This is a genomic window from Streptomyces sp. CHD11 (assembly GCF_018638295.1).
In the GTDB taxonomy this organism is placed as follows: domain Bacteria; phylum Actinomycetota; class Actinomycetes; order Streptomycetales; family Streptomycetaceae; genus Streptomyces.
Genome location: NZ_JABTTS010000173.1, coordinates 1 through 322 on the forward strand (window position 1 = coordinate 1; position 322 = coordinate 322).

The window sequence follows — 322 nt, forward strand, 5'->3', positions numbered from 1 at the left end:
GTGGAGGCGGAGCGCACGCTGGCGGGCGCGCGGGCGGCGCGGGACGCGGTCGATGCCGTACGGGGGCTGCTGCGCGGGACGCTGACGGTCGGGGTCGAGCAGTGCGTGGCGGGGGTGAGCCCGGCGCGGCTGCTGGCGGCGTTCCACCGGGAGCATCCGCAGCTGGAGCTGAGGCTGCGGCAGGAGGGCACCAGCAGCCTGCTGGACGGCGTGGCGGGCGGGCGCCTCGACCTGGCGTTCGCCGCGACGGTGAGCCCGGCGGAGTGGCGCGGGGAGCTGGTGCCGCTGGCCCGGGAGCCGATGGTGCTGCTGTGCGCGGCGG

Annotated in this window: 1 protein-coding gene; it reads left to right on the forward strand. The window is 78.9% G+C overall.

Annotated elements, in window-relative coordinates:
• On the forward strand, positions 1-322 hold a 322-nt coding region (locus tag HTV45_RS33640), incomplete at both ends, for a LysR substrate-binding domain-containing protein (protein WP_251693425.1).